Here is a 22,306-nt window from a genome sequence, read left to right on the forward strand (position 1 = left end):
ATCTTAGGCGAATGAGCGTTTGCGCGGCTGGACTGCCTGCGTGTCTTCGACGGCAGGCAGGCTCTGCAGCACGCGTTTGGCCGGAAGAATGGCGATGACTTCCGTTCCCTCACGCAGTTTCGATTTCAGAATGAACTGGCCATCATGTTTGGCCAGAATGGCCTGCACGATAGGCAGGCCAAGACCGGTTCCCTGTTCGGCACTTTTAATGGCAATCGATCCCTGACCGAATGCTGACAGCACGACCGGGATTTCTTCCTCGGGAATACCGGGGCCATTGTCCTTGATGGAAATGTATTGGCCGCCACCGGCCGTCCAGCCAACCTTCATCATGATTTCACCGCCCTGCGGGGTAAACTTCACGGCGTTGGACATCAGGTTCAGAACGACCTGACGGATGGCCTTTTCATCGGCCCAGACCAGTGGCAGGCTGCTTTCAAACTGCTGGGCAATAGAAATGTTCTTGGCGCGGGCACGAAGCTGGATCATGCCGATGCAATCTTCTGCCAGATCCAGCAGCGACATGGTTTCTTCATGCAGGTCGTAACGACCGGCTTCGATGCGCGACAGGTCGAGGATTTCATTGATCAGGTCGAGCAGATGTTTGCCGGACCTGTGAATGTCGCCCGAATATTCCTTGTAGAGCGGGTTGTTGAGTGGCCCCAGAACCTCCGTTGCCATCACTTCGGAGAAACCGAGAATGGCGTTGAGCGGGGTGCGCAGCTCATGCGACATGGAAGCCAGGAAGCGCGACTTGGCAAGGTTTGCCTCTTCAGCGCGGCGGCGGGCCTCGTCTGACATGGACTTTGCCACTTCAAGCTCGGCAATCAGATCGTCCTTTTCCGATTGGAAGGACAAAAGCTTGATGTTGGACTTGGCTAGCCGGTCGGTAAGGTAATGGAAAAACAGCATGGCAACGATGAACATTGCCGCAACGCTGATTCCGGTAACAGAGCGCGATGTGGCCGCCACGATAATCAGTGCGGTCAGAACCGGCAGGAATGTCATCATTGCCGCACGCGGCAGCATGGCATTCGACATGGAGATGATTGCCAGCGCAATCAGCAGGGTCGCGCCCTTGAAGAACAGGAAATAGGCGGGTTGTACCGCAGGCGGCGCTTCATAGGCGGCGATGTAGGCCCAGACGCAGCCGGTAATAATCTGGATTGCCAGGAAGATATTGTGCCACCGGGTGGTGGAGATGGCCGTCAGTTCCTGCTTGTTGGCCCGTTTGGCAGCAATCAGCGACACGGCGTGAATGCCAAGCGCACAGATGGCCCAAGCCACAAGATTGGCTTCGCGTGTTAAATACACACCCAAACCTGTGACCAACACAATGAAAAGCGGCATGATCGTTGCGCCGTGCAGTGCTGTGCTTATATGCATTTCCAGCATGTCACGGTCAAAGGTGTTGTTTCCGCCCTGACCATATTGCAAGCGTTCGCGTGTCAACTTCACTGCCTTCGCAACCGCCTTGTTACGGTGCGTTTTGGAGCGGTCGACAATGTTCTTGTCTGTTGATGTGCTGACGCTTTTACTCATTGATACAACAGGAATGACACGAATGGCTGAAACACTAACCGCGAAATCTTAAGAAGATGCTGCCGTGAAACTATTTGTTTGCCATTTGTGAAAAGGATTTGTTGGCATATGAGACAAAACAAGGGCAGGCGGTTGGCTTTTTTGCGCGACGGAATTGTGCTGATTGCCATTTTTCTGCTGGGAATTCTGATCGCTGCCAAGCTGGACAGCGACAACATGCAGCGGCATGCAGGAACCTATTATGTCATTGATGGTGATACGCTGGCGCTGAACGGAAAACGTTTCCGTCTGCTGGGTATCGATGCGCCTGAACTTGACCAGCAATGCCAGCGCAATGGTTCTGACTGGCCTTGCGGGCAGGCCGCCAAACAGGCGCTGGCCGGCCTGGTTTCTGCCGGACTGGAATGCCGTGGCAATGACACGGATCGATATCAGCGTTTGCTTGTTCGTTGTTTCATGAATGGGCAGGATGTGGCGGCTGAAATGGTGCGCCGGGGACTGGCTGTGCGGACAGAATATTTTCTGTTTTCGGACGAGGAAAGGGAAGCAAAGGCCGGTGGGCTTGGCCTTTGGGCAGGGGTGTTTGAAGCGCCGGCCGATTGGCGCAAGTTGCGCAAGACGGCGGAAATGGACGTACCATTGTCCGGTTTCCTTGCGGCGGTGCGCCATCTGGTTGGCTGGGAGTGAGTGTGAGTGCCTGATATCAGGGACAAGGATCTGGATATATTAAGAGCCGAGATTGCCGCCTGTCGGATCTGTCGTGACACGCCGGCGCGCGGTGAGGCCTATCGCTTGCCGCATGAGCCGCGTCCGGTGGCGGTGATTTCCTCCAAGGCGCGTATCTTGATTGCGGGTCAAGCGCCGGGGCTTCGGGTGCATGAAAGCGGTCTGCCGTTCAATGACGCGTCTGGTGACCGGCTGCGCAACTGGCTGTCTGTCGACCGCGACCAGTTTTACAATCGCGATCTGTTCACCATCGTGCCGATGGGGTTCTGTTTTCCCGGTTACGATGCCAAGGGTAGCGACCTGCCACCGCGCAAGGAATGCGCACCGTTCTGGCGTCAGCGGGTGATGGATGCCATGCCACAGATAGAGCTGGTTCTGGCGATTGGCGGCTATGCGCAGGCCTGGCACATGGGCAAAACGCGCAGTGGCAATGTCACGGAAACGGTACGCGACTGGCGCACGACATTTTTCAGGAATGAGGGCATTCGTATGCTGCCAATGCCGCATCCAAGCTGGCGCAATACAGCCTGGATACGGAAAAATCCATGGTTTGAAGAGGACCTGTTGCCAGTTTTGCGACAGTCTGTTGAAATGCTAATTAAGTGAAAAATTTTTCTGTTTTTTTCTTTTGAATCGTGTATCTAAAGGAAAATAATTCAGGAGGAATGGAATTGGATCGATTAGACCGCAAAATCCTGCGCATACTTCAGGAGGATTCAACCCTGGCTGTTGCTGACCTTGCCAAGAAAGTCGGCCTTTCCACGACGCCCTGTTGGCGGCGTATCCAGAAGATGGAAGAAGATGGTGTCATTCGCCGTCGTGTCGCTCTTCTGGACCCGGCCAAAGTCAACACCAAGGTTACAGTTTTTGTCTCCATTCGCACGGCATCCCACTCCATTGAGTGGCTGAAGCGTTTCTCGGAAGTGGTTTCCGAATTCCCTGAGGTTGTCGAATTCTACCGCATGAGCGGTGACGTGGATTACCTGCTGCGCGTGGTGGTGCCTGACATCGGTGCTTACGATGCTTTCTACAAGCGCATGATTGCCAAGATCGAAATCCGCGACGTGTCGTCTGCCTTCGCCATGGAGCAGATCAAGTACACGACTGAACTGCCGCTAGATTACATGCTGCTCGACAACACCAAGTCGTCGGGTGAAGAATAAGACTACTTCAGACGGGCGAGCAGTTTTTCGCCCGTCAATTGTTTGACGGCATCCTTGCCAACCCATCTTTCCGTTTTGTTTTCGCTGTCTGCCAAAACCTGCGCCAATGCCAGTGCGGGGGCGTGGCAATTGGTGCTGCGTTTGCCGATATTGCGCAGCGCCCAGTTCACTGCCTTGCACACAAAATTCCTGTCGTCATTTGCATATGTCTTGATGAGCGGCAAAAATCCGAGCATGGTTTCGTCCGGTTCTTTTTTTAGGTGAACCGTTGCGCCGGCAATCATCGCAAAGGCGGTGCGCCGGACAAATTCCCTGTCGTCAGCGCTGAATGTGTCGATCAGGTCTTTCCAGAATGGCGTCTGCGTGAAGAGATCGGCAGCGGCATCGACAATTTCCCAGGAACTGAAATCGCCCGCCCAGGCCAGACATTCGTTCCGTGTCAACAAGGTTGGGTCGGCGGTATAGATCGCCATCAACCGCGCTTCACGAATGTCACTATTCCATAATTGCAAGGCGCGCTGGTGGTTGTTGCCGACCTGCCGGGCCAGCTTTTGCAGGTCGGGATTGCTGATGCCAAGTGCGGTATCGGTGACAATGGAAAAGCGGCGCATGCTATCAATGGCATCCTGCGATGTCATGGTTTGAAGGTGGCGAATGATGTCTTGTGCGGATGCGTTTTTGTCGAGCATTGCCTGTTCACCTCAAGGCCGCATATCGACCATTGAGGCATCATGCCGCTTTTCAGGACATCATGCCATGCGACATGTCGTGACACGCTCGCAAATCGCGAAACATAGGCAAAGAAAAAGGCGCGATTTTTGCCGCGCCTTTTTTGAGGTTTAAGCCTTGAGCTTTGCCACCACCAGATGGCCCGGTGTCGGGTTGCCATCCTGCATACGCACATTGATGTCGGTGACTTCGAGAATTTCGAAACCAGTCGCCTCGAGACGTTCCTTCACGTAGCTTTCTGCATGGGCAAAACGCTGGTGCGGACCAACCATGTAGGCACGTCCAGCCAGAACATCATCTGGCAGTGTTTCAGACGAGAACACAAAGATGCCGCCCGGAGCCAAGTTTTCGGCCGCACCGAAAAACAGCGGCTCAAGCGCACCAAGGTACGGCAGCACATCGGTGGCGGTGATCAGGTCGAAAGCGTCATCGTCATTGTCCTCAAGGAAATCCTCGACTTCCGCTACGTAAAGCGTTTCGTAGATTTCCTTTTCATGAGCGATTTCAACCATGTTCTCGGAAATGTCGATACCGGTGCTGTCTTCCACCATGTCCCGCAGGGCGGCACCCGTCAGGCCGGTGCCGCAGCCGAGATCGAGCAGGCGCTTGAATGGGCCAAGGTTGAGAGACTGCAGGCGCTGGCGCACGATCATCGGAACGGCATAACCCAACTGCTCGACCAGAATGTCTTCAAAGGCTTCGGCGTGCTGGTCAAAAAGTGTTTCGACATAGGCATCGGGAGCCTTTGGCGGTGTCTCGCCACGACCAAGTGAAGCAAGGCGAACAGCCGCACCACCATGATCTTCCGGATCAAGGCCCAGAACTTCCTGGTAGGCTGCTACGGCAGCATCGATCTCGCCAGCCTTCTCATGGGCCAGTGCGCGGTTATAGGCTTCGGCAAGGGCCTCTTCGTCGATCTTCTGTTGTTTTCCGGTCATTGCAGTACCCTTGGCTGAATTTTTGGTGTTCAGCCTTGCTGTAAGCTGCCCGCCGGGCACGTGCAATGTTTATCTCGAATAGCCGTTATTCAGTGGATAATGAACTCGCCCTTCAGTGCGCGCCATTCGCTGGCCGAAATCAGTTGCCGATGCACATATTTTACCGAATGCAGGGGACCATCGAGCTTTTCACGCCAGAACTTCAGAAAGCCGTTCATTTCCGGAAAGTCCGGTGCCAGATCGTAATGCTGCCAGACATAGGTCTGGAGCAAAGCGGGGTGATCGGGCATGCGGTAGAAGATCTGGGCAGTGGTGAGGCCGTAACCTTTCAGCATCATTTCCATGTCTGTGTTCATGATACCTGTTCCCGTTTTTTTGGCGGTGGTGAACCTGTGTTCAACATCACCATGGGAGCATGACATGGTTAACCGAATCTTGAAATTGTATTTATCTGGCTAAAAAGAAATTATTTTTCAGTGTGTTAGCAGCTCTCGTCGTGGAGTGCTGCTAGCAGGGTCAGCGCTTCAGGTGGCGCGTCAGGCGGGCTTCAAGCCATGCCCAGACGTGGCGCAGTGTCTCGACGATTGTCAGGTAGAAAATCGCGGCCCAAAGATAGGTCTGGTAATCGAAGGTGCGGGAAAAGGCGTAACGTGTCTGGCCCATCAGGTCAAATACGGTCACGACGGAGACAACAGCCGAACCCTTGATCAGCAGAATGATTTCATTGCCATAGGGGCGCAGGGCAACAATGAGTGCCTGCGGCATGGTAATCTTGCGGAAGATGATCGATTTCGGCAGGCCAAGCGCAAAGGCGCCTTCGCGCTGACCGATCGGCACGCTGGCAATGGCACCGCGCAGGATTTCAGCCTGATAGGCCGCTGTGTTGAGCGTCATGGAGAGCAGGCCGCAATACCAGGCTTCCCGGAAGAACCACCACAGGCCAATGCTTTCAAGTTCTGTGCGGAATGTGCCAAGGCCGTAATAGATCAGGAACAGCTGCGCCAGCAGCGGTGTGCCCCGAAACACGTAGACATAGGCATAGGCCGGTGCCGCCAAGAACGGGTTTTTTGACATGCGCGCAAAGGCAATCGGCAGCGACAGGATAGCGCCGAGAATGATAGAGACCGTGACGAGAATGATCGTTGTTCTCAGGCCGTCGAGATAACGCGGTCCGTAACGTTCAACCTTGGCCCAGTCCCAACCGTTGATGATGGTGTAGACGAGGCCAAGAGCCACAAGGCACCAGATGCCAATGATGACGTAACCGCTGGCGCGGGCCAGTGTCATCGGCTTTTTTTTGGCAGGCGGCGCAGGGCGGGCTGCAATCAGGTGTTCGGCATGGCTCATCGTTTGGCCTCCGATTTGCGTGACCAGCGATCAATGTAACCGAGACCAATCGACGACAGCATGGCGAGAACCAGAAAGAGCAAGCAGGCAAGTCCGTAGAAGAAGAAGGCTTCCTTGCTGACGCGGGCCGCAACGCCGGTCTGGCGCAGGATGTCGGTCAGGCCGATGATCGACACGTAAGACGTGTCCTTCAACAGGATCATCCACAGGTTCGTCATGCCGGGCAGGGCAATTCTGACCAGTTGCGGCAGTACGATCAGCAGCATGGTGCGGCTGCGTCGAAGACCTAGGGAATCGCCCGCTTCATACTGGCCTTTGGGTATGGCCTTGAAAGCGGATAACAGCACTTCTGAGGAATAGGACGAAAACACCACGGCCAGTGCAATCATGCCCGCTACAAAGGCGTTGATTTCGATCGGTCCGCTGAAACCAAGCGAACCGGCCACCGATTGCAGCAGCATCTGTATGCCGTAATACACGATGAACAGCGTCAAAAGCTCAGGCAGGCCGCGGAAGATCGTGGTGTAGATACCGGCAGCGATCCGCAGCGACTTTTCGCTGGACTGGGCTGCAAGTGCGATCATGAAGCCGATGATCAAACCGACCGGCAAAGTTGCCAGTGCCAGTGTGATGGTGACCTTGACGCCAAAGGCAACTTCGTCACCCCAGCCTGTCGGGCCACAGGAAATGATGCTGGACTGATCCAGAAACGAGAAGACACCAACAGGGCCGCAGAATGGATCAAATAGATGCGTAATGTAGGCCCAAAAAGAGCCTACCGCGGAAAACAATCCGCTCATGCCAACTTCCCCTGCGGTCTTTGCCGCTTTTTTTGAATCTATCCATGTTTTTCAAACAAAAATGGCGGAAGGGCAAGCCATCCGCCATCAACTTTCAACAGATCAGCACTGATTATTCGCCGTAAACGTCGAAATCGAAGTACTTGTCGTTGATTTCCTTGTATTTGCCGTTCGCACGGATGGCGGCGATAGCGCCAGACAGCTTGTCAGCAAGTGCAGTGTCGCCCTTGCGCACAGCAATACCGGCACCATTACCATTGATTTCAGGATCGACCTTCAGTGGTGTCAGGATCTTGCAGCAAGCGCCAGCGTCAGACTTGACCCATTCCGACAGAACGACGATGTCGTCGATAACGCCATCAATACGGCCGTTGGTGATGTCGAGCTTATATTCGTCAGCGGTTGGGTAAAGCTTGAGGTCAGAATCAGCCAGATGCTTTTCGGCGTAGTTGGCGTGGGTTGTGGAACCCTGCGCGCCGAGGCTCTTGCCCTTGAGGTCTTCAAGCGTCTTGATTGGCGAATCCTTCGGAACGGCAATGGCCGGAGGTGTGTTGTAGTACTTCTTGGAGAAGTCGACCTTTTCCAGACGCTCAGGTGTAATCGACATGGACGCAACGATTGCATCGAACTTCTTGGCCTGCAGAGCCGGAATAATGCCATCCCAGTCGTTGGTTACGAAGGTGCATTCGGTTTTCATCTCTTCGCAGAGCGCCTTGGCGATATCGATATCGAAACCGGTCAGTGTGCCGTCCGCTTCAAGGTTGTTGAAGGGAGGGTAAGCGCCTTCCGTGCCGATAACGAGCTTGTCTTGCGCAAAGGCTGCGCCGGAAAACAAAGATACTGCCGCGATAGAAGCGGCGGCAAGAAGACGTGTAGAAATACGCATTGCGATCCTCTCTTTTGGTTTTCACTGGCAGGCTGTTGTTTTTATCCGTGCCAATGTCTGTTGCGTGGGGTCATTGCACCTCGCTGGCCGGATACTCATACCGTTGCAAATAAAATGCAACCTCAATTCCACGATCTGTCAAACAGCTTCGGTATGGTTGTTGTCCGTTCATTCTGCGTACAGGCTTCTCCGTCCATGATTGGAACAATGTCATGGTTGGCGCGTTGCGCTGACCGGGCACAAAAAAGCCCTGAATGACGCAGATGACAACGAAGCATTCAGGCACATGAGGAAACACGATGTTGAATAAAACCATGTTGAGGGCCGGGGTTGTTCTTCCCCTTATGTCCATTGTCATGACGGCTCAACCAGCCGGCGCCATGACATTGAGGCCCACCGTTTCTTTCCAAGCTGAGAGCCGGGATGTTATTCGCGTACAGGTCAGCGTTGAAGGTGCGCGCCAGCAATTGCAGGCAGCGCAGCAGGCACTGGCTGATGCCCAGGCTAGCGGTGGTGACACTTCTGCCGCACAGTCGGCCGTAGGGGCCGCGCAGGCAGAGCTTGATGCAGCGCTTGCCGCGCAGAACGCAGCGCCACCACCGGCACCGGAACCCGCACCACCTGCGGCCGAGCCTGCGCCGGAGCCAGCACCACCACCACCACCCGCCGCTGAGGCACCACCTCCGCCACCGGCACCAGAACCTGCGCCGCCTGCGGCTGAGCCAGCACCCGCACCTGAGGCTGCTCCTCCTGCCGCCGAGCAGGCCCCTGAGCCGAAGCGCCGACCAAAACGCGAGCCAGCCGCTGAAGCACCAGCACCTGAGCCGAAGGAAGCTCCAGTACCGCAGGAATCACCAGCGCCTGAGAAGGCTCCAGTGCCTGAACAGCAGGCAGACCCGCAGCCGGGCCGCCAGCCGGGTGATGACCAGTCAAAGCAGCGCCCACGCCCGAACCGTGAAAAACCTGCTACACGTCCCGCCGCTGAAGAGCCAGCACCTGTGCCGACACCGGCACCTGCGCCAGATGCTGCGGCACCTGCACCGGACGCTACTGCACCTGCACCCACCCCGGCACCAGCACCAGATGCGCCGCCAGCCCCTGATGCACCGCCACCACCACAGGACGGTGCTGCAAGTGGCCAGGCCCCGGCCGGTGAAGCCGTGCCGGATCAGGTCGCTGCTCCGCAGGAAGAAGCTCCTTCCATGACCAAGGAACAGCTGGACCAGGCCAAGGCCATTGCTGCGGACCCGTCCAAGACCGACGAAACGGTTATTCTGCCGGTCGACAAGGGTGCTGCCGTTCTCGACAGCGACAAGGAAGCGGAACGTTCTGGCGACAGAAAGTCTCGTGACGAACGCCGCAAGGAACGTGAGCAGGCCGGTGAAGTGAAGGTTCCGACCTCGGATGCCGAAGCACAGGCCATGCGGCCAGATGGCAAGGCACCACCGCCACCGGTCAAGATGGAAGCCGCAACCGCCCAACAGGGTGAGCGCATAGCCCGTCCACCACGTTTTGAACGTCCGGAAGGCGTGCGTGAGTGGCAGCCACGCGATGGTGGCCGTCGTAACAACAATGATGATGGCGCCCGTATCATCCTGCAGTTAGGTGACCGCATCATCGTGCGTGGCGACGATACCAGCCGCTTCGTGCGTGAAGGTGAAGAGCCGTATTACGAGCGTCTGCCAGGTGGCCGTATCCGCGAAACTGTGGAGCGTAACGACGGCACGCAGGTTGTGACGATCCGTAACCGTTACGGCGACATCATCCAGCGTTCGCGAATCGACAATCGTGGCCGTGAATATGTGCTGTTCTACGCACCGGAACTGATGGACCGTCCTGACCGCGAATACGCTTATCGCGATCCGGGCCTCGACCTGCCACCGATGCGCCTGCGCATTCCGGTTCAGGACTACATCATCGACACGACCAGCGATCCGGACCGTGACTATTACTCGTTCCTGGAACAGCCGCCCGTCGAACCTGTCGAGCGTGTCTACTCGCTGGATGAGGTGAAGTACTCTGCGCGTATTCGTGACAAAGTGCGTCGTATCGACCTCGATACGGTGACCTTTGCGACGGGCAGTGCCGATATTCCGATGAACCAGGCACGCACACTTCGCAAGGTGGCAGACGCCATCAACAAGACGCTGGACCAGAACCCGGCCGAAACCTTCCTCATTGAAGGTCATACGGATGCCGTCGGTTCTGACGAAAGCAACCTGATCCTGTCGGACCGTCGCGCTGAATCGGTCGCAAATATCCTGACCGACGTTTACGGCATTCCGCCGGAAAACCTGGCAACGCAGGGCTATGGCGAACGTTACCTGAAGGTACGCACCCTTTCTGCAGAACAGCAGAACCGCCGTGTTACCATCCGCCGTGTCACGCCGCTGGTTCGTCCGGTCGCACAGAACTGATGTTGTTCTGAAGACAATAAAAAGCCCGGCTCCGAAAGGAACCGGGCTTTTTCATGCCTGAAATATCGAACAAATCAGCCGTTGAGGGCAACCGCGATTTCAGCGGCCAGGCGTGCATTGTTGCGCACCAGGGCAATGTTGGTCTTGAGGCTGCGGCCGCTGGTCAGACGGAAGATGTTGTCCAACAGGTAAGGCGTTACGGCCTTGCCGGTGATTTCCTCACGCTCTGCATTGGCAATGGCGCGGCTGATGTAGATTTCCATCTCTTCGCGCGGAATTTCATCTTCTTCCGGAACCGGGTTGGCGATCAACATGCCGCCGTCGATGCCAAGCTGTTCGCGGGTCGTCTGGAAGTTGGCAATGGCAGCCGGGCTGTTCAGTGTCAGCGGGCTTTGCAGGCCAGACGAACGCGACCAGAAGGCCGGGAACTCAGTGGCTTCATAGGTCACGACAGGAACGCCGCCGGTTTCCAGAACTTCCAGCGTCTTTGGAATGTCGAGAATGGCCTTGGCGCCAGCGCAAATGACGATCACGCCGGTCTTGGCAAGTTCAGTCAGGTCAGCAGAGATGTCGAAGCTCTCTTCGGCGCCGCGGTGTACGCCACCAATGCCACCGGTTGCGAAGACCTTGATGCCGGCGCGTGCAGCGGCAATCATGGTAGCGGCAACGGTGGTTGCACCGGTGCGACGCTCGGCAATCGCAAAGGCGATATCGGCGCGCGAGACTTTCATGGCACCTGTGGTCTGGGCCAAGGTTTCCAGCTGGTGCTTTTCAAGGCCGATATGCAGAACGCCATCGATAACAGCGATGGTGGCCGGTACGGCACCTTCCTGGCGGATCAGCTCTTCCACGCCCTGCGCCATTTCAATGTTGCCAGGGTAAGGCATGCCATGGGTGATGATGGTCGATTCAAGGGCAACGATTGGTGCGCCGCGCTGTTTGGCAGCAGCAACTTCTTCGGAATAGACAATCGGTAGGAGAGGGGAGATTGGCTTTGTCATCGGGTATTTCCAATTTCTGTTATCAGTGTCTCATGACAGGGTTTGTGCTTCGGGCACAAGACGTAACATCAGGTCAATGTTGTCTTGTGACATTTCATGCGATGTGGCGAAGGGTGAAAGGACGGTAATGGCCGCCGCTGCCGTGCCCCAACGCAGGCTTTCGCCAATGTTCTGGCCATGAAGATGGCTCGCCAGAAAACCGGATGCAAGAGCATCACCAGCCCCTGTGACATCACGTACCTCTTTCAGGACCGGTGGCTGCAGCGATGCAGTGCTTTCGCCGACAAAGGCAATCACTTCATTGGAGCCGCGCGTTACCACGCCACCCCTCACACCGGCTGCACGCAGCAGGGCTGGCCAGTCGGCGGATTTTTCCGGGCTGTGGCCGGTAATGGTGCGGGCTTCGGCCTCGTTCATGAAGAGAATGTCGATATTCTCAAGCGCGCCTTGCAACTTGACGACCTTGGCTGGCGAAATCGCAATGGCAGCCAGAAGCTTGCCGTGTTCCTTCGCCGCTTTGCCGAGTGCCGCAAGTGTATCCTTCGGCAGATTGGCGTCGCACAGAATGGCGTCGGTCGCTGCGATGGCATCCCTGACAGCCCGCACGCGCAGGCGGCGTGGTGAAAACAGGTCATAGAGATCCATGTCCGCCAGCGCGATGATCAGGTTGCCGTCGCGCTCAAGGATTGCGGTATAGCTGGGTGTTTTGCGATCCAGAAACACGAAAGGCGTGTCTTCGACATCGGCTTCAATGGCCGCTGCCGCCACTGCTTCGCCGGTGGCATCGCCGCCGCGCGGTGAGATGATCCGAACGTCATAACCGAGGCGGGAAAGGTTGCGGGCAGCATTAAAACCACCACCGCCTGCCTCTTCCATCCAGCGTCCGGGGTTGCTGGCAGCCGGTGAGGTTTCACCTGTAATCAGACCTCGGCGATCTATGTGCGCACCACCGAGCACGAGTATTTTTTTCATCGTCCGTTCCCGTATTCCACCGGTCTGATGCAGGGGTGCGATTCGACCCTTTTGCGGTTTGACCTGTGGTTTTTCATCTTTTTTGCCGTGGCTTCCACGAAGAAAAACAAAAATAGAACAAACCACTTATCCATTATTGTTTTCAATATGATGATCTGCTCTTGTCGAATGAGAACAAACAAGGTACAAAATCTTCACGGAACGCTTCATTGCCTGTGGGGCTTCAATAACCTAAAGGTGGATCAGATGGCACAAAATTCTTTGCGTCTTGTAGAGGATAAATCGGTGGATAAAAGCAAGGCACTGGAAGCAGCGCTCTCCCAGATCGAACGTTCGTTCGGCAAGGGATCGATCATGAAGCTCGGCTCCAATGAAAACGTCGTTGAAATTGAAACGGTTTCGACGGGATCTCTTAGTTTGGATATTGCCCTTGGGATTGGTGGACTTCCCAAAGGTCGTATCATTGAAATTTACGGCCCTGAAAGCTCGGGTAAGACGACGCTTGCGCTGCAGACAATTGCAGAAGCCCAGAAAAAGGGTGGCATTTGCGCCTTCGTGGATGCGGAACACGCGCTTGATCCGGTCTATGCCCGCAAGCTTGGCGTCGATCTGCAGAACCTGCTGATCTCTCAGCCTGATACAGGTGAGCAGGCACTTGAAATCACCGATACGCTGGTTCGCTCCGGCGCGGTGGATGTTCTGGTTATCGACTCCGTTGCGGCCCTGACGCCGCGTGCGGAAATTGAAGGTGAAATGGGCGACAGCCTGCCGGGCCTTCAGGCTCGTTTGATGAGCCAGGCGCTGCGCAAACTGACCGCATCGATCTCTCGTTCGAACTGCATGGTCATCTTCATCAACCAGATCCGTATGAAGATCGGTGTGATGTTCGGTTCGCCGGAAACGACAACCGGCGGTAACGCGCTGAAGTTCTATGCCTCCGTTCGTCTCGACATTCGCCGCATCGGCGCCGTCAAGGAACGTGAAGAAGTTGTTGGCAACCAGACACGCGTCAAGGTCGTCAAGAACAAGATGGCACCTCCGTTCAAGCAGGTCGAATTCGATATCATGTATGGCGAAGGCGTTTCCAAGACCGGTGAGTTGGTCGATCTGGGCGTCAAGGCCGGCATCGTTGAGAAGTCGGGAGCCTGGTTCTCCTATAACAGCCAGCGACTGGGGCAGGGGCGTGAAAACGCAAAAACCTTCCTGCGTGAAAACCCGGCACTTGCCAATGAAATTGAGCTGTCACTCCGCCAGAATGCCGGTCTGATTGCAGACCGCTTCCTGCAAAATGGCGGTCCGGAAGGCTCTGAAGACGGCGACGGTCCTGACGCATGATTGGGCGGGGCTCCGTCTCTCAATTGAAACGGCGCTGTATGAATTGAAACAAAAGGCCGCGTGACACCGTTCATGCGGCCTTTTTTGTGCCAAGGTTGCGGCCCGCATGGCTGGACAGGGCCAGACGTGAACGATAAAAGCCAGTGGTTTTGATGGTTAGCCGTATTGCAAACGGCAATGAAGGACTCAGTATGAGCGGTGTGTGGGCATGAGCGGCGTAAATGAAATCCGGTCGACCTTTCTCGACTACTTCAAGAAAAATGGTCATGAAATCGTAGCCTCCAGCCCTCTGGTGCCGCGCAATGACCCGACCCTCATGTTTACCAATGCGGGCATGGTTCAGTTCAAGAACGTGTTCACCGGTCTGGAAAGCCGTCCGTACTCCACGGCTGCATCGTCGCAGAAATGCGTACGCGCCGGCGGCAAGCACAATGATCTCGACAATGTCGGTTACACCGCCCGTCACCACACATTCTTTGAAATGCTGGGTAACTTCTCCTTTGGTGACTACTTCAAGGAAGAGGCGATCACGCACGCCTGGAACCTGATCACCAAGGAATACGGCATCGACAAGAACCGTCTTCTGGTAACTGTCTACCACACTGACGATGAAGCCTTTAACCTGTGGAAGAAGATTGCCGGTTTCTCGGATGATCGCATTATCCGTATCCCAACCAGCGACAACTTCTGGGCCATGGGTGACACCGGTCCTTGCGGTCCATGTTCGGAAATTTTCTATGACCACGGCGATCATATCTGGGGTGGCCCTCCCGGCTCTGCCGATGAAGATGGTGACCGTTTCATCGAAATCTGGAACCTCGTCTTCATGCAGTATGAGCAGGTGACGAAGGAAGAGCGCATCAATCTGCCGCGTCCATCGATCGATACCGGCATGGGTCTTGAGCGTATTTCCGCGCTGCTGCAAGGCAAGCACGACAACTACGACACGGACCTGTTCCGTGCGCTGATCTCTGCTTCGGTTGAAGCAACCGGTGTTGCTGCTGAAGGCGAAAAGCGTGCCAGCCACCGCGTTATTGCTGACCACCTGCGTTCATCCGCCTTCCTGATTGCCGACGGTGTTCTACCATCCAATGAAGGCCGTGGTTACGTGCTGCGCCGTATCATGCGTCGCGCCATGCGCCATGCCGAATTGCTGGGTTCGAAAGAGCCATTGATCTGGAAGCTGCTGCCAACGCTCGTTCAGCAGATGGGTCGTGCCTATCCGGAACTGGTGCGTGCAGAACCGCTGATTTCCGAGACGCTGAAGCTGGAAGAAACCCGTTTCCGCAAGACGCTGGAGCGTGGCCTTTCGCTGCTGTCCGACGCAACTTCGACACTGCACAAGGGCGACATGCTGGACGGCGAAACAGCATTCAAGCTTTACGACACCTACGGCTTCCCGCTCGACCTGACGCAGGACGCTTTGCGTGCCCGTGAAATCGGCGTCGATATCTCCGGCTTTACCGATGCCATGGAGCGCCAGAAGGCCGAAGCACGTTCGCACTGGGCCGGCTCCGGCGACAAGGCAACGGAAACCGTGTGGTTTGAACTGAAGGAAAAGCTCGGTGCATCCGAATTCCTCGGTTACGACACCGAAACGGCAGAAGGCGTTGTTCAGGCCATCGTCAAGGACGGCAAAGCTGTTGATGCGGCTGCTGCAGGCGAGACCGTGCAGGTTGTCGTCAACCAGACCCCGTTCTACGGCGAGTCCGGTGGCCAGATGGGCGATACCGGTATCATCTCATCTGACAATGGCGCATTTGCTGTGTCCGATACCCAGAAGAAGGGCGAAGGCCTGTTCGTTCACATCGGCACGGTTGAAAAGGGCGGCCTCAAGGTCGGCGACGCTGTTCAGTTGACGGTTGATCATGACCGCCGCTCACGTCTGCGCGCAAATCACTCGGCAACCCACCTGTTGCATGAGGCGCTGCGCGAAATCCTCGGCACGCATGTGGCCCAGAAGGGTTCGCTGGTTGCACCTGAGCGTCTGCGCTTCGACGTCTCACATCCAAAGCCAATGACGGCAGAGGAATTGAAGATTGTTGAGCAGATGGCCAACGAGATCATTCTGCAGAATGCGCCTGTTACCACGCGTCTGATGAGCGTTGACGATGCGATTGCCGAAGGTGCCATGGCGCTGTTCGGTGAGAAGTATGGTGACGAAGTGCGCGTTGTGTCGATGGGCACTGGCATTCACGGCGCCAAGGCCAACCGTCCGTACTCGGTAGAACTTTGCGGCGGCACGCATGTGTCGGCAACCGGTGAAATCGGTCTGGTGCGCGTGTTGGGCGAAAGCGCGGTTGGTGCTGGCGTTCGTCGTGTTGAAGCTGTCACCGGCCAGGGCGCTCTCGCCTACCTCGCCGAGCAGGACGAACGTGTGAAGGCATTGGCTTCTTCGCTGAAGGTTCAGCCGGGCGAAGTGTTGTCGCGCGTTGAAAGCCTGCTGGATGAGCGCAAGAAGCTTGAAAAGGAACTGACGGATGCCCGTCGCAAGCTGGCCATGGGCGGCGGTTCCGCTGACGGCGCAGCAAGCGATGTGCAGGAGATTGGCGGCGTAAAGCTGCTGGCCAAGTCGCTATCCGGTATTGAAGCCAAGGACCTTAAAGGCCTTGCTGATGATGCCAAGGCAAGCATTGGTTCCGGCGTTGTGCTGCTGATTGCCGTCTCCGAAGATGGTAAGGCAAGTGCCGTTGTGTCGGTCACCGAAGACCTGACTTCGCGCTTCAGCGCCGTTGATCTGGTGCGTGTTGCTTCTGCTGCTCTCGGCGGCAAGGGTGGCGGTGGCCGTCCTGACATGGCGCAGGCCGGTGGCCCTGATGGTGCCAAGGCTTCTGAAGCCATCGAGGCTGTTGCTGCGGCACTCGCTGGCTAAGGCCTGCTGATTGCGATTGACGCATTTAATGAAAGAGGCGGGTTTGACCCGCCTTTTTCTATTTTCTGATCGCCGTCCGCTAAGCCATGTCAGCCGGTGGGCTGCAATTCTTTCGAGGCTTCCTCATCCAGTTGCAAGGCACGCTTGAATGCCGGGCGTTCGCTGATATGGCTGAGATATTCCACAAAATGTGGACGTTTTTCGACTGTGCCGACCTGCATGCCCCAGCCGATATGTGAGGCGACATAAACGTCGGCGGCTGTAAACTGATCGCCAGCCACAAAGCGGTTTTCGCTGACAGCCAGTTCCAGTGTGTTCATGACATCGGCATAAGCGCCGCAGCCAACCATCCGGTATTTGTCTGGCGGCACTTCAACACCGAGCGCCTTGAAGCAACCTGCCATTTCCAGCGGACCTGCCGTGAAGAACAGCCAGCGGTAATAGAGGCCGCGCTGTTTGGTGGGTGGGGCAAGATTTGCGCCGGGAAAAGCATCGGCAAGATAGGCGCAGATCGCCGCGCATTCGGTGACGATGGTATCACCATGTTTGATGGCTGGCACCTTGCCCATCGGGTTTATCGCCTTGTAGGCGTGTGATTTCATGTCGGTACTGAAAGCCAGAATTTCGGTGCGGTAGGGCACGCCAACCTCTTCCAGCATCCAGCGGGCAATGCGACCGCGAGACATGGGGTTGGTATAAAATGTCAGGTCACTCATAACGTCTCCTCCATTTTGGCAAATTCTGCGCCTGACCTGTGATGTAATCAAGACATTGCTCTCGTAGCCAAAAGAAAACCCGGCGCGAAAGCCGGGTTCTCGAAGTTCTCTTCAGGTTTGGCTGTCTCAGGCAGCCATAGCCTTCTGAAGGTTTTCGTCGATCTTATCGAGGAAGGCAGTGGTGGACAGCCATGGCTGATCAGGACCGATCAGCAGTGCCAGGTCCTTGGTCATGAAGCCGGCTTCAACGGTGTCAACGCAAACGGTTTCCAGCGTGGCAGCGAACTTTGCCAGATCGGCATTGTCGTCCAGCTTGGCGCGGTGTGCGAGGCCACGTGTCCATGCGAAGATCGAAGCGATCGAGTTCGTGGAGGTTTCCTGGCCCTTCTGGTGCTGGCGGTAGTGGCGGGTAACCGTACCGTGTGCAGCTTCAGCTTCAACCGTGCGGCCATCTGGCGACAGCAGAACGGAGGTCATCAGGCCGAGCGAACCGAAGCCCTGTGCAACGGTGTCGGACTGTACGTCGCCGTCGTAGTTCTTGCATGCCCAAACGTAGCCGCCGGACCACTTCAGAGCGGAAGCAACCATGTCGTCGATCAGGCGGTGTTCATAGATGATGCCGACTTCGTCGAACTTCGCCTTGAACTCGGCCTGGTAAACTTCTTCAAAGATGTCCTTGAAGCGACCGTCATAAGCCTTGAGGATGGTGTTCTTGGTGGACAGATAAACTGGCCACTTGCGCATCAGGCCGTAGTTCATGGATGCGCGTGCGAACTCGCGGATCGACTCATCCAGGTTGTACATGGCCAGAGCAACGCCGGCGCCTGGTGCGTCGAATACGTCTTTTTCGATAACCTGGCCGTCTTCACCAACGAACTTGATCGTCAGCTTGCCCTTGCCAGGGAATTTGAAGTCGGTTGCCTTGTACTGGTCGCCGAATGCGTGACGGCCAACAACGATTGGCTTCGTCCAGCCTGGAACCAGACGTGGAACGTTTTTGCAGATGATTGGCTCGCGGAAGATAACGCCGCCGAGAATGTTGCGGATGGTGCCGTTCGGGCTCTTCCACATCTGCTTGAGGCTAAATTCCTCAACGCGGGCTTCATCTGGTGTAATGGTTGCGCATTTGATGCCAACGCCGTGCTTCTTGATGGCGTGAGCCGCATCAACAGTCACCTGGTCATTGGTAGCGTCACGGTTTTCGACCGAGAGGTCATAATATTCGATGTCGAGATCGAGGTAAGGCAGGATCAACTTGTCCTTGATAAGCTGCCAGATGATACGGGTCATTTCGTCGCCGTCGAGATCGACAACCGGATTTGCAACCTTGATCTTTGCCATGAATTCCTCGCCATGAATGAGGCGGAACAAGTCCGCGGTATCGGAAAAATATCCGGTGCGGCTATAGCATCGCATGCGCCGTCCGCAAAGGCTTGGAGCATGTTTTTCTGCATGGCTGCCCAAATGAAGTTGGGTGGGTGACAAATGGCAGGATGGGAATACAGTCTGGCGAATCATTCCTTCCATTGTCGATTTGCGACCGGACATCTTCATGCGTACTTTTTTCACAGCCACCCTCGTTTTTCTGGCCTCCAACTGCGCATTCGCAGCAGATGCGACGGCACCCGTGCGTCAGGTGATGGATATCACCGTCAAGAACTGGTCCGGCGAGCAGGAGGAGTGGAAATACATTTTTGACGAGGACATGCTGAACAGCCTGTTCAGCAAGAAATTTGTCGAAACCTACCATCAGGCAGCAAAGAAGCCGGCCTATGACACCGAAAACAACGAGCCGGGCGACCCCTTTGGCTACGACGTTGTGACCAGTTCACAGGATGGCTGTCCAATACAGGAACTGGCGATCGCACCGGCTCAGCCAAAGGATGGCGGCGTCAATGACGTAAAGGTCAGTTTCAAGCTGTGGTCCTGCATGGACGAAAACGACATGAAGAACATGGTCAACGAAGTTCATTTCGATGTGATCGAAGAAAACGGCAAGCCTGTCATCGATGACATTCACCGAGTTGGCGACGACGGCACGGATTCGCTGGTTGTCGAGATGGATGGCATCATCAAGGGTGAATAGTGCCGGTCTTCAATTGGCCTTTTTCCGCTGCACACTTTGATTTGCGCTGCATTTTGTGCCAGTGAAGCGCCCGTGTAATCTGGAAGAAGAATATGGCTGGTACCAATAGCGAGCTGGAACTTGTGGCAGAAGGCCCGGCAATCATCCTCGTTGAACCGCAACTGGGCGAAAACATCGGCATGGTTGCCCGTGCCATGGCCAATTTTGGCCTGGCGGAACTGCGTCTGGTCAACCCGCGTGATGGCTGGCCAAGCGAGAAGGCACGCGCTGCGGCCTCCAAGGCAGACCATGTAATTGACAGCACGCGGGTGTTTGCGACGCTGGAAGAAGCGATTGCCGACCTGAATTTCGTTTATGCCACCACGGCCCGTGAACGTTACGGCTTCAAGCCGGTGCGCGCACCTGTTGATGCCGTGGCGACGCTGCGTGGCAAATTTGTCGGTGGCGAAAAAACCGGCATTCTGTTTGGTCGCGAGCGCTGGGGCCTGACCAATGAAGAAGTGGCGCTTGCCGACGAGATCGTCACATTCCCGGTCAATCCAGCCTTTGCATCGCTGAACATCGCGCAAGCGGTGCTGCTGATGTCCTATGAGTGGATGAAGTCTGGTATGGAAGACGTGTCTTCGACGCTTTTCCAACCGATCGAGCAGCGGCCGGCGACAAAAGAAGAGCTGCATGGCCTTTATGAACAGGTGGAAGAAGCGCTGGATGCCCGCGGATATTTCCGCCCCGAAGGTAAAAGGCAGCGCATGACTGAAAATCTTCGTGCCGTTTTGTCCAGACGGGCGCTGACCTCGCAGGAGATCAGTGTTCTGCGTGGCGTGTTCGGTACCTTTGACCGTTACACGCGCAACTCGCCGCGTGGAGCTTTTTATCAGCCTCCCAACAACAATGCCGGCGGCAAGGGCGTTTCGGAAGATGACAGCACAGACGCATGAGCTGAAGCCAATTCTGGTTTTTGATTCCGGAATTGGTGGCCTGACAGTTTTGCGCGAAGTTCGCGTTCTGATGCCGGAGCGCGAGTTCATCTATATTGCCGACGATGCCGGTTTTCCCTATGGCGGCTGGGAAGAAGAGGCGCTGAAAGAGCGCATTCTGGCGTTGTTTGCCCGGTTGCTTGTCGAGCACGATCCCGAGGTCTGCGTCATTGCCTGCAACACCGCTTTTACGCTGGCCGGTGCAGCACTGCGTGAAGCATTTCCTGCCATGACCTTTGTCGGTACAGTGCCGGCAATCAAGCCAGCAGCAGAGCGCACACGCTCCGGTCTCGTATCGGTGCTTGCCACGCCCGGCACGGTCAAACGTGCCTATACGCGTGACCTCATCCAGTCCTTTGCCACCCAGTGCCATGTGCGGCTGGTCGGTTCTGAAAATCTGGCCCGCATGGCGGAAAACTGGATCCGGGGTGAGCCGGTATCGGATGAGGCGGTGATGGCTGAGATCGAACCGTGTTTTGTCGAGCAGGAGGAGCGCAAGACCGATATCGTCGTGCTGGCCTGCACCCATTACCCATTCATGTCTAATCTGTTTCGTCGCTTAGCACCGTGGCCAGTCGACTGGCTGGACCCGGCAGAAGCCATTGCACGGCGGGCACGCCATCTGGTGCCGCTGGTTCAGGGGGCCGAACATCCAGATGGTTTTGATGTGGCGATATTTACCTCGGGCAATCCGGACTTTGCCACGCGCCGCCTGATGCAGGGCTTTGGTCTGCGCGCCCAATAAACGGCGCTTGAACTTCAGTTAAAATGGTGGCTTGGTGGCGTTTCTCTGGAGCGAGGATTTGCCATGCCGTTTGAAAACTGGATTGCGTTTGCTGCTGCGTCAATTGTCATGCTGGCCATTCCCGGGCCAACCATTCTTCTCGTCATTTCCTATGCGCTTGGCCATGGCCGCAAGGCAGGTACGGCAACGGTTGCCGGTGTGGCGCTGGGTGATTTTACGGCGATGACCGCCTCGATGCTGGGGCTTGGTGCCTTGTTGGCCACGTCTGCAGCACTGTTTACGGTGCTGAAATGGATCGGGGCCGCTTATCTTATCTATCTTGGGATCAAGCTGTGGCGTGCGCCTGTTATCGGTGGCGATGCCTCACAGGGCGATGTGACGGGTCGGGAAAGGCCTATGCGGATCTTTCTGCACACCTATATCGTCACGGCGCTGAACCCGAAAAGCATCGTGTTTTTCGTGGCGTTTCTGCCGCAGTTTCTGGTGCCGACGCTGCCATGGCTGCCGCAAATGGTGATCTTTGAAACGACGTTCCTGGTGCTCGCCATCATCAATGCGGCACTCTACGGGCTGCTGGCCTCTGCTGCGCGCAACACCATTCGCAAACCATCGGTGCAGAGGGTGGTCAATAGAACAGGCGGAAGCCTGCTGATTGGCGCCGGCTTGCTGACGCTGGGTTGGAAGCGGGCGGCAAATATCTGAAATTCGGTTTAAATAAAAAAAGAACAGGCGGTGTTATTGCCGCCTGTTCTTTTTGTTTCCTGTCGCGATCGATCAGAATACGGCGAGATATTTCAGAAGAGAAATAATACCGATAATGATGACGATAACCTGGACGATCTGCTTCGCGCTGCCAGCAATTGGCAAGCGAGCGACCAGCCATAGAATCAGCACGATAACAAGAAACGTGATCAAAATGCTGATGAGGGTGGATGTAACCATTGGTCCCAGCTCCTTTAATTTTCCAACGGTTCTTGACCGTTGCGTATCAAATGCGTTCATCACCACATTGGTTCCATTGCGGACAATACAATTGAAAAAAATCCTATCGGCC

22 protein-coding genes are annotated in these 22,306 nt (G+C 55.9%); 10 read left to right on the forward strand and 12 right to left on the reverse strand.

Features of this window, described 5'->3' with window-relative positions; all coding sequences use genetic code 11:
* Positions 1 to 3: 3 nt before the first annotated feature.
* Positions 4 to 1,542: a HAMP domain-containing sensor histidine kinase gene (locus IB237_RS11100; protein ID WP_192488671.1), complete on the reverse strand. Its 1,539-nt coding sequence runs from the start codon at positions 1,540 to 1,542 to the stop codon at positions 4 to 6.
* A 108-nt stretch (positions 1,543 to 1,650) separates the two neighbouring features.
* Here IB237_RS11100 and IB237_RS11105 point away from each other — a divergent pair, with 108 nt between their 5' ends.
* From IB237_RS11105 to IB237_RS11115, 3 genes are all read left to right on the forward strand, one after another.
* The gene (locus IB237_RS11105) at positions 1,651 to 2,229 is read left to right on the forward strand and encodes a thermonuclease family protein (RefSeq protein WP_192488672.1); all 579 of its coding nucleotides are present in this window, start codon (positions 1,651 to 1,653) and stop codon (positions 2,227 to 2,229) included.
* A gap of 6 nt (positions 2,230 to 2,235) precedes the next feature.
* Entirely contained in the window at positions 2,236 to 2,874 is a 639-nt protein-coding gene (locus tag IB237_RS11110; RefSeq protein ID WP_371815284.1) for a uracil-DNA glycosylase family protein, read from the forward strand.
* Between the two features lie 65 nt (positions 2,875 to 2,939).
* Entirely contained in the window at positions 2,940 to 3,431 is a 492-nt protein-coding gene (locus IB237_RS11115) for an Lrp/AsnC family transcriptional regulator (protein ID WP_192488673.1), read from the forward strand.
* 2 nt (positions 3,432 to 3,433) lie between these two features.
* Here the strand turns inward: IB237_RS11115 and IB237_RS11120 are convergent, their stop codons facing one another.
* The 6 genes from IB237_RS11120 to IB237_RS11145 form a co-directional block, all read right to left on the reverse strand.
* Entirely contained in the window at positions 3,434 to 4,120 is a 687-nt protein-coding gene (locus IB237_RS11120; protein WP_192488674.1) for a DNA alkylation repair protein, read from the reverse strand.
* Between the two features lie 150 nt (positions 4,121 to 4,270).
* On the reverse strand, positions 4,271 to 5,098 hold the full coding sequence (locus IB237_RS11125) for a class I SAM-dependent methyltransferase (RefSeq protein ID WP_192488675.1): 828 nt from the start codon (positions 5,096 to 5,098) through the stop codon (positions 4,271 to 4,273).
* Between the two features lie 89 nt (positions 5,099 to 5,187).
* Complete coding sequence (locus IB237_RS11130; RefSeq protein WP_192488676.1) at positions 5,188 to 5,454, reverse strand: usg protein; 267 nt, start codon at positions 5,452 to 5,454, stop codon at positions 5,188 to 5,190.
* 160 nt (positions 5,455 to 5,614) lie between these two features.
* A complete protein-coding gene (locus tag IB237_RS11135) occupies positions 5,615 to 6,445 on the reverse strand; it encodes an ABC transporter permease (RefSeq protein WP_192488677.1) in 831 nt (276 codons plus the stop codon).
* Entirely contained in the window at positions 6,442 to 7,245 is an 804-nt protein-coding gene (locus IB237_RS11140) for an ABC transporter permease (protein ID WP_192488678.1), read from the reverse strand. The genes IB237_RS11135 and IB237_RS11140 overlap by 4 nt, the downstream gene beginning before the upstream one ends.
* 112 nt (positions 7,246 to 7,357) lie before the next feature.
* On the reverse strand, positions 7,358 to 8,131 hold the full coding sequence (locus IB237_RS11145) for an ABC transporter substrate-binding protein (protein WP_192488679.1): 774 nt from the start codon (positions 8,129 to 8,131) through the stop codon (positions 7,358 to 7,360).
* Positions 8,132 to 8,430: 299 nt separating this feature from the next.
* Between IB237_RS11145 and IB237_RS11150 the strand changes: the two genes are divergently transcribed.
* Positions 8,431 to 10,548 carry an OmpA family protein gene (locus IB237_RS11150; protein ID WP_192488680.1) on the forward strand — a complete coding sequence of 706 codons (2,118 nt, stop codon included), beginning with the start codon at positions 8,431 to 8,433 and terminating at the stop codon, positions 10,546 to 10,548.
* Positions 10,549 to 10,622: 74 nt separating this feature from the next.
* Here the strand turns inward: IB237_RS11150 and IB237_RS11155 are convergent, their stop codons facing one another.
* Positions 10,623 to 11,549, reverse strand: a complete 927-nt coding sequence (locus IB237_RS11155; protein WP_192488681.1) for a pseudouridine-5'-phosphate glycosidase — start codon at positions 11,547 to 11,549, stop codon at positions 10,623 to 10,625.
* 30 nt (positions 11,550 to 11,579) lie between these two features.
* A complete protein-coding gene (locus tag IB237_RS11160; RefSeq protein ID WP_192488682.1) occupies positions 11,580 to 12,521 on the reverse strand; it encodes a carbohydrate kinase family protein in 942 nt (313 codons plus the stop codon).
* Positions 12,522 to 12,767: 246 nt separating this feature from the next.
* Here IB237_RS11160 and recA point away from each other — a divergent pair, with 246 nt between their 5' ends.
* The gene (gene recA, locus IB237_RS11165) at positions 12,768 to 13,856 is read left to right on the forward strand and encodes a recombinase RecA (protein ID WP_192488683.1); all 1,089 of its coding nucleotides are present in this window, start codon (positions 12,768 to 12,770) and stop codon (positions 13,854 to 13,856) included.
* 208 nt (positions 13,857 to 14,064) lie between these two features.
* Positions 14,065 to 16,728: an alanine--tRNA ligase gene (gene alaS, locus IB237_RS11170; protein WP_192488684.1), complete on the forward strand. Its 2,664-nt coding sequence runs from the start codon at positions 14,065 to 14,067 to the stop codon at positions 16,726 to 16,728.
* 89 nt (positions 16,729 to 16,817) lie between these two features.
* On the opposite strand, the gene IB237_RS11175 is transcribed toward alaS, so the two are convergent.
* Together IB237_RS11175 and IB237_RS11180 are read right to left on the reverse strand one after the other, a co-directional pair.
* The gene (locus IB237_RS11175; protein ID WP_192488685.1) at positions 16,818 to 17,444 is read right to left on the reverse strand and encodes a glutathione S-transferase family protein; all 627 of its coding nucleotides are present in this window, start codon (positions 17,442 to 17,444) and stop codon (positions 16,818 to 16,820) included.
* A 126-nt stretch (positions 17,445 to 17,570) separates the two neighbouring features.
* Positions 17,571 to 18,785: an NADP-dependent isocitrate dehydrogenase gene (locus IB237_RS11180; RefSeq protein ID WP_192488686.1), complete on the reverse strand. Its 1,215-nt coding sequence runs from the start codon at positions 18,783 to 18,785 to the stop codon at positions 17,571 to 17,573.
* Positions 18,786 to 18,996: 211 nt separating this feature from the next.
* Between IB237_RS11180 and IB237_RS11185 the strand changes: the two genes are divergently transcribed.
* From IB237_RS11185 to IB237_RS11200, 4 genes are all read left to right on the forward strand, one after another.
* Positions 18,997 to 19,530, forward strand: a complete 534-nt coding sequence (locus tag IB237_RS11185) for a hypothetical protein (RefSeq protein WP_192488687.1) — start codon at positions 18,997 to 18,999, stop codon at positions 19,528 to 19,530.
* Between the two features lie 92 nt (positions 19,531 to 19,622).
* Positions 19,623 to 20,468: an RNA methyltransferase gene (locus tag IB237_RS11190; RefSeq protein ID WP_192488688.1), complete on the forward strand. Its 846-nt coding sequence runs from the start codon at positions 19,623 to 19,625 to the stop codon at positions 20,466 to 20,468.
* Complete coding sequence (gene murI / locus IB237_RS11195) at positions 20,449 to 21,252, forward strand: glutamate racemase (RefSeq protein WP_192488689.1); 804 nt, start codon at positions 20,449 to 20,451, stop codon at positions 21,250 to 21,252. The genes IB237_RS11190 and murI overlap by 20 nt, the downstream gene beginning before the upstream one ends.
* A 63-nt stretch (positions 21,253 to 21,315) precedes the next feature.
* Complete coding sequence (locus tag IB237_RS11200) at positions 21,316 to 21,954, forward strand: LysE family translocator (protein ID WP_192488690.1); 639 nt, start codon at positions 21,316 to 21,318, stop codon at positions 21,952 to 21,954.
* 72 nt (positions 21,955 to 22,026) lie between these two features.
* Here the strand turns inward: IB237_RS11200 and IB237_RS11205 are convergent, their stop codons facing one another.
* Entirely contained in the window at positions 22,027 to 22,194 is a 168-nt protein-coding gene (locus tag IB237_RS11205; RefSeq protein WP_192488691.1) for a Thivi_2564 family membrane protein, read from the reverse strand.
* Positions 22,195 to 22,306 lie beyond the last annotated feature (112 nt).

It is taken from the genome of Agrobacterium sp. AGB01 (assembly GCF_014851585.1).
Lineage (GTDB): Bacteria > Pseudomonadota > Alphaproteobacteria > Rhizobiales > Rhizobiaceae > Agrobacterium.